Here is a 4,895-nt window from a genome sequence, read left to right as displayed (position 1 = left end):
TGCTAAATATAATCTTTTCAATTTTCCTAACTTGAAAAGATTTGATGCCTTTTCACAATTCATATAGGATTGCTATAATAGTTCTTAAGTTTAGGTTTAGATAAATATGATTAAATCAACGGGCTATTTTGGGTTTCTTAGCTTGGCTGTAATTTCTGCTATGACTACCTATCCGTGTCAGGCACAAACCACTGTCAAATCGCAGACAAGTGTCAATGCAACACAGGAGATTACAATTACCGAATCACCAAATCTTGCTAACACTTCTGCCAGTCCTCTCTGGAAAAATCCTAACATTTCTAAATCTTTTACCGTCTCAGAATTGAATAGCACACCTTCTACCTCTAGTCCTTCTATAACCACTCCTCAAAATCAATCTGCACGCACAAATCCATTAGGATGTAGATTTTTCACTACTCCTTCTATGGAGCAATAAATTTTCCTGCACCTCTGGACAAAAGAATATTATGCCTGAATAGATGGCGATCTTTTTTTAGCATCGCCCTCTATTTGTGCTATCTTACTTCCTAATGAAATTATCTATAGCAAAAAGGATTGATAAAATTAACTATAGTTAAAATATTATCGGGGAAAGTCTGAAAGTTGTTTGATATCCTTCAAAACTATTTGAGGCTTCCCTTTGTACTGTTCTACCTTCCCACTGACATACACATATCCCCGTCCCAGGCCCGCATAACGCTTCTCTATTAGCCGCTTCAAGGGAGCTCTTTCATCAGTTTTAGCATCGGGTATCCACAAATCTAATTTATGATAGACTGAACCAGCATAAATTAGAGCGCTCCCACCGATCCATTTAGTAATTCCCGCCTGCAAATCGCAGAAAACAGTAATAGATTTAGCTCTCTCAGAAGCCGCTAATATTTTCGGGTAGTGCAACCTCAAAGAAAGCGCTCCTGCCGTTGCTTCCGACAACCGAAACTCTTCAACAATTGAGGCGCGCATCGACCACCAAGGCAGTAAATTAGCATAATTGCGAGAGGGGATTTTGGCATTGATAATCGGATTCCAAATCATCAGATTGTAAGCTTTTGCTGCAGATTCTGCCTCAGTCATTGGGCGGTGATACAATCTGGAGCGCCCGTATTTGACGAAGTAGGGACTCCAGCCTTCTTCAATCAGTTTAAGATTGTAATTTTCTGCGTCTTTATGTACGTAACAGAGGAGACGCCCGTAGTTGTCGCGGTGTTTTTGTAGAGCCACTTCAACCGAATCGTCTGTATCAAATTCTATGTCAATTTGAGCAAGTCCACCATCTGCTGTGGCGAAGTATTTTTTAGCCATTTCTGAAGCTGCTTTCCCCGCCGCAGTTACAGGTTTGGAGCCTCCCGAATGACTTTCTTCTGTATCGACACAAATCAGGCGCAGAGACTCGGTTTTGCCGTTGAGAGAAATTTTGATGCTGTCGCCATCAACTACTTTAGTTATTTGCAGGTTCGGAATTCTGGTTGCCATATTTTGAACCCTTTTGCATTTGAGATTTCATGCAGGTATCGCTTGGATTATACACGAGTTCGTTATCGCTAGCAACAAGAATTTTTGTTTATTATATTAAAATTTGCCAACAGTCGCGTATTTTATTAAATCAGGAAAAAAATCCCGAAAATCAGATTCTAAGCGTTGATAGTTAGCTGTCAAATCTTCTATGCCACTTGCCAAGTTATTTGTCCGTTTGAGTCGCGCCGACATTCTTGTAAGAGTGATGCCGATTTCGGCAATTTCCTGATAAGATGAAAGCAAGTCGCGGGCAATTATTGTGGGCAACACCCGCTGGAGAGAGTCAGGTAATATATCGCGGTTGTCTTGCAGGATTTTATAGACATCCTGAGAAAAATCCCGGAGCGGAATTTCTGAATACTCCAGCCAATTTTTAGCTAAGAAGTGGTCGTAAAACACGTCAATCAAAACTCCAGCAAACCTTCGTCTGTGAGAAGAAACAAGGCTTTTACTCGATCGCACTATTGGGTGAGAGTCCGTGTAGCTATCTACTTTGCGGTGCAAATCGATGCCCTTTCTAATTTCCTCGGAATAAAGGTTGACGGCCGAACCTTTGACAAAATCTCCTAAGAGGTTGCCAATCAGGGATTCTGGTGTGCCTTGTGATAAGAATAGATGAGCCAAATAATTCATTGCTACAGTAAAAATATCTAAGATAGCATAAGGAGAAAGAATTATGGCTGTTCTAGAATGTGTAAAACCGGGTGCTAAACTCGGTCAAATTATTCTTGCCGTCGATCTTACTGTTGCCGGTGCTGTCGATCGCATTTTAGGAAAAATTCAAGACTTAGGATATGACCCAGAAATCCGTCATCTCAACTATCCGTCTGGAGTTCACGTCTTGGCAATTCTCAAAGACGAACAGCATTCAGAAGCAGTCGATGATGACTACTTGCTGGAAGATTGGCTGCAATTAAGGTCGGAAATCAACAGCGATGCCGTTCATCTCTGGCGCGGTAAATAAGCGAATAAAAAATTAAACCGCAGATGAAAGCTGATGTAATTTTATCTGCATTCATCTGTGTTTATCTGCCTACATCTGCGGTTGCTAAAATTCCACTACGAACCACCCCGCAACTTATCCAAAACCGTCCGATACAACCATATAAAAGTTCTCGATAAGTCATAAACGAATGCGAATCTCTCCCTCTTTAGCATAGACAACAGCTTGCATAGGAGTAAGAAAATCCATTCCTAGCAGACCGTCTACAAAAGTGGTTGCAGGTAACGAGTAGGCAACTATAGGAAAATTTTCTAAACGCTCGCCCAAGCAATTAAACCAAGCCACAGCTACTACTGGTGCTTCGACAATACCGCCACCTGCTGATGTCCTAATTCTGCGTAGAGGATTTTGGATATCGCAACCAAGAGCTTCTAATATATTTACCCGCAAGACGGTATAAGTTGAGCCTGTATCAACTAATAATCTGAATTGTCTGACAGTATTACTTGTGCTAGAGGCAGCAGCTTTTAAGACGAGTAAATTTCCGTAACGCGAACACCGATAAAGTCTTTGTGAAGTCACGAGATTACCGAATAGTCATCAGGAATAGGGCCGGTGTACTCTATAGACATTGACCGGATATCTTTAAATTTTGTCAAAGCTTGGTCTATTTCCTCTCGCTCCGGTGAATGAGCTAAGACTTCACCGCGAATCACATTCCATAAATCGTCTGATTCAGTATCAGCAATTAGCACCCACTCGCGGGGATAGCGATCGCGTATTTCTGCCGCAGTCAAGATTTCTCCTGTGGGTTGGTAATCCGATCCGTTGTTATTTTGAATCGGAACTTGAGAGGGCTGGTTGGTTTCTGCTTGAGTAATTTCTTCATTTAAGAGTTGCCAAAGTCGGCGTTTTTCTTCGAGTTTGAGGGAGGCGATCGCATCTACTAGGACTTGAAAAGGAATTTGCAACTGTACGGTTTCTGGGAGCATGGCGTGTCTCAATGGATGTTGAGGTAATTTCTCTGATAACTCTTCAATTAGCTGATAACTTAGCTTTACCTAGATAATTCTTGAATACCCAACTCAGGCTAGTTACCATAATACATCACCCATTTTGTCAATATGATAAATTTCATTGGACTTCATCACTCGAGCAATTCCTTCTGTAAAGTCAGCAACTTCATCAAATTGGCATTGAATTACTATTTGAGCTTTCTGATTAACATACCCCCATTTATTACCAACTTTGACTCGCCCTAAACCCTCACACAGTTGAGTTGCTTCATCAAATTCCAGCTTACCTAGTAGGCGACCACTTTGATCGATATACCCCCATTTATTATTTATTTTGACTGCTGCAATACCCTCAGAAAAACTCATCGCCTTATCAAATTGAGCGGTGATAATTACGTTCTCGCTCTTATCAATGTAACCTATTTTTTCACCAATTAAAACTGGGATTAAGCCGGTTACAAAGTTTCCAGACCAATCAAATTTAGGTTTAATTAGCATTCGACCTACATTGTTGATATATCCATACTTATTACCAACTTTGACTCTTGCAAGACCACTAAAAAATTTGCCAGCACTATCATATCTAGGCTGTATTACTATGTTTCCAAGATGGTCAATATAACCCCACTTTTCTACTATCTTCACTGCTGCTAGACTTTCCGAGAATTCATGAGCATAATTGAATTCTGGCGAAATTACTATTTCATTTTTTTCATCTCGATATCCCCACAAATCATCTTGTTGAAATGGTGCTAGCTGAGTATTCATTGCATACAATCTCCATTGAGCTAAGTAATTTAATTTACCTAATCCTGGTTCTCTATTGTTTAAGTAAAAGGCGATCGCCTAACTTTAGTATGCAGCCGATCGCATCACAAATTTCTTTCAGAAGTAGTGTTGCAGCCTATTGAGAGCTACACTCACCAAATGTTGTCACATACCCCTTAACAGTAACTCCCATATCTAATTCCTCGTGATGAATCAGTAGGTTAGATAATTGGGCAATCAAAAATTCAATCTCGCGACGGTTCTCAAACTGGAGAAAAATACTGCTACCTTCACCCTTAATAATCACCGTTGGAATATCGCTGTCGTCTAACTGTGAATCAATATCTGGGATTATTTGTCTGATTTGCTCTTCAGTCCACATCTGACTCATTCCTCTATCTCCCGTTCAAAAATACAGCGGTATGACTTACCACTATTATTGAGAATGACACCGCAGAAAGTGCAGCGCCCCTCCCCTCTTAATTCATTATACTCTGCCAACTCACGGCAGCGACGAATAGCAGCTTGCCGATCGCTAGTAGCAACGATTGTGTCTGCATCAAGCCAAACTTTATTTGTAATTGCTCAACTAGGGGAAAAAAGGGAGCCATGAAGAGAGAGGGCTTTTTGAATAGCTTGATAAGCAGTTAAGC

Annotated in this window: 7 protein-coding genes; 1 reads left to right on the top strand and 6 read right to left on the bottom strand. The window is 40.7% G+C overall.

What is annotated here, in order from left to right; genetic code table 11:
* Nucleotides 1–582: 582 nt before the first annotated feature.
* The gene (locus QUA33_RS27550; RefSeq protein WP_333152880.1) at nucleotides 583–1,473 is read right to left on the bottom strand and encodes a thermonuclease family protein; all 891 of its coding nucleotides are present in this window, start codon (nucleotides 1,471–1,473) and stop codon (nucleotides 583–585) included.
* 96 nt (nucleotides 1,474–1,569) lie between these two features.
* Nucleotides 1,570–2,148, bottom strand: a complete 579-nt coding sequence (locus QUA33_RS27545; protein WP_333152878.1) for an ACP phosphodiesterase — start codon at nucleotides 2,146–2,148, stop codon at nucleotides 1,570–1,572.
* 43 nt (nucleotides 2,149–2,191) lie between these two features.
* Here QUA33_RS27545 and QUA33_RS27540 point away from each other — a divergent pair, with 43 nt between their 5' ends.
* Complete coding sequence (locus tag QUA33_RS27540; protein WP_333152876.1) at nucleotides 2,192–2,479, top strand: hypothetical protein; 288 nt, start codon at nucleotides 2,192–2,194, stop codon at nucleotides 2,477–2,479.
* 159 nt (nucleotides 2,480–2,638) lie between these two features.
* On the opposite strand, the gene QUA33_RS27535 is transcribed toward QUA33_RS27540, so the two are convergent.
* The 4 genes from QUA33_RS27535 to QUA33_RS27520 form a co-directional block, all read right to left on the bottom strand.
* Nucleotides 2,639–3,040 (bottom strand): retropepsin-like aspartic protease, encoded by a 402-nt coding sequence (locus QUA33_RS27535; protein ID WP_333152874.1) that lies wholly within the window; start codon nucleotides 3,038–3,040, stop codon nucleotides 2,639–2,641.
* Nucleotides 3,037–3,450, bottom strand: coding sequence for a hypothetical protein (locus QUA33_RS27530; protein WP_333152872.1), 414 nt, complete (start codon nucleotides 3,448–3,450; stop codon nucleotides 3,037–3,039). The genes QUA33_RS27535 and QUA33_RS27530 overlap by 4 nt, the downstream gene beginning before the upstream one ends.
* 102 nt (nucleotides 3,451–3,552) lie before the next feature.
* Nucleotides 3,553–4,242 (bottom strand): WG repeat-containing protein, encoded by a 690-nt coding sequence (locus QUA33_RS27525; RefSeq protein ID WP_333152869.1) that lies wholly within the window; start codon nucleotides 4,240–4,242, stop codon nucleotides 3,553–3,555.
* 136 nt (nucleotides 4,243–4,378) lie between these two features.
* Nucleotides 4,379–4,633 carry a hypothetical protein gene (locus QUA33_RS27520; RefSeq protein WP_333126327.1) on the bottom strand — a complete coding sequence of 85 codons (255 nt, stop codon included), beginning with the start codon at nucleotides 4,631–4,633 and terminating at the stop codon, nucleotides 4,379–4,381.
* Nucleotides 4,634–4,895 lie beyond the last annotated feature (262 nt).

It is taken from the genome of Microcoleus sp. Pol14D4, from assembly GCF_036701245.1.
Classification (GTDB): domain Bacteria; phylum Cyanobacteriota; class Cyanobacteriia; order Cyanobacteriales; family Microcoleaceae; genus Microcoleus.
Note: the sequence above shows the minus strand (reverse complement) of the source record. Positions and strands in the feature narration are given on the sequence as shown.

Coding starts and splice junctions, on each gene's coding strand:
- QUA33_RS27550 (WP_333152880.1), bottom strand. CDS start 1,473: ATGGCAACCAGAATTCCGAACCTGCAAATAACTAAAGTAGTTGATGGC.
- QUA33_RS27545 (WP_333152878.1), bottom strand. CDS start 2,148: ATGAATTATTTGGCTCATCTATTCTTATCACAAGGCACACCAGAATCC.
- QUA33_RS27540 (WP_333152876.1), top strand. CDS start 2,192: ATGGCTGTTCTAGAATGTGTAAAACCGGGTGCTAAACTCGGTCAAATT.
- QUA33_RS27530 (WP_333152872.1), bottom strand. CDS start 3,450: ATGCTCCCAGAAACCGTACAGTTGCAAATTCCTTTTCAAGTCCTAGTA.
- QUA33_RS27525 (WP_333152869.1), bottom strand. CDS start 4,242: ATGAATACTCAGCTAGCACCATTTCAACAAGATGATTTGTGGGGATAT.
- QUA33_RS27520 (WP_333126327.1), bottom strand. CDS start 4,633: ATGAGTCAGATGTGGACTGAAGAGCAAATCAGACAAATAATCCCAGAT.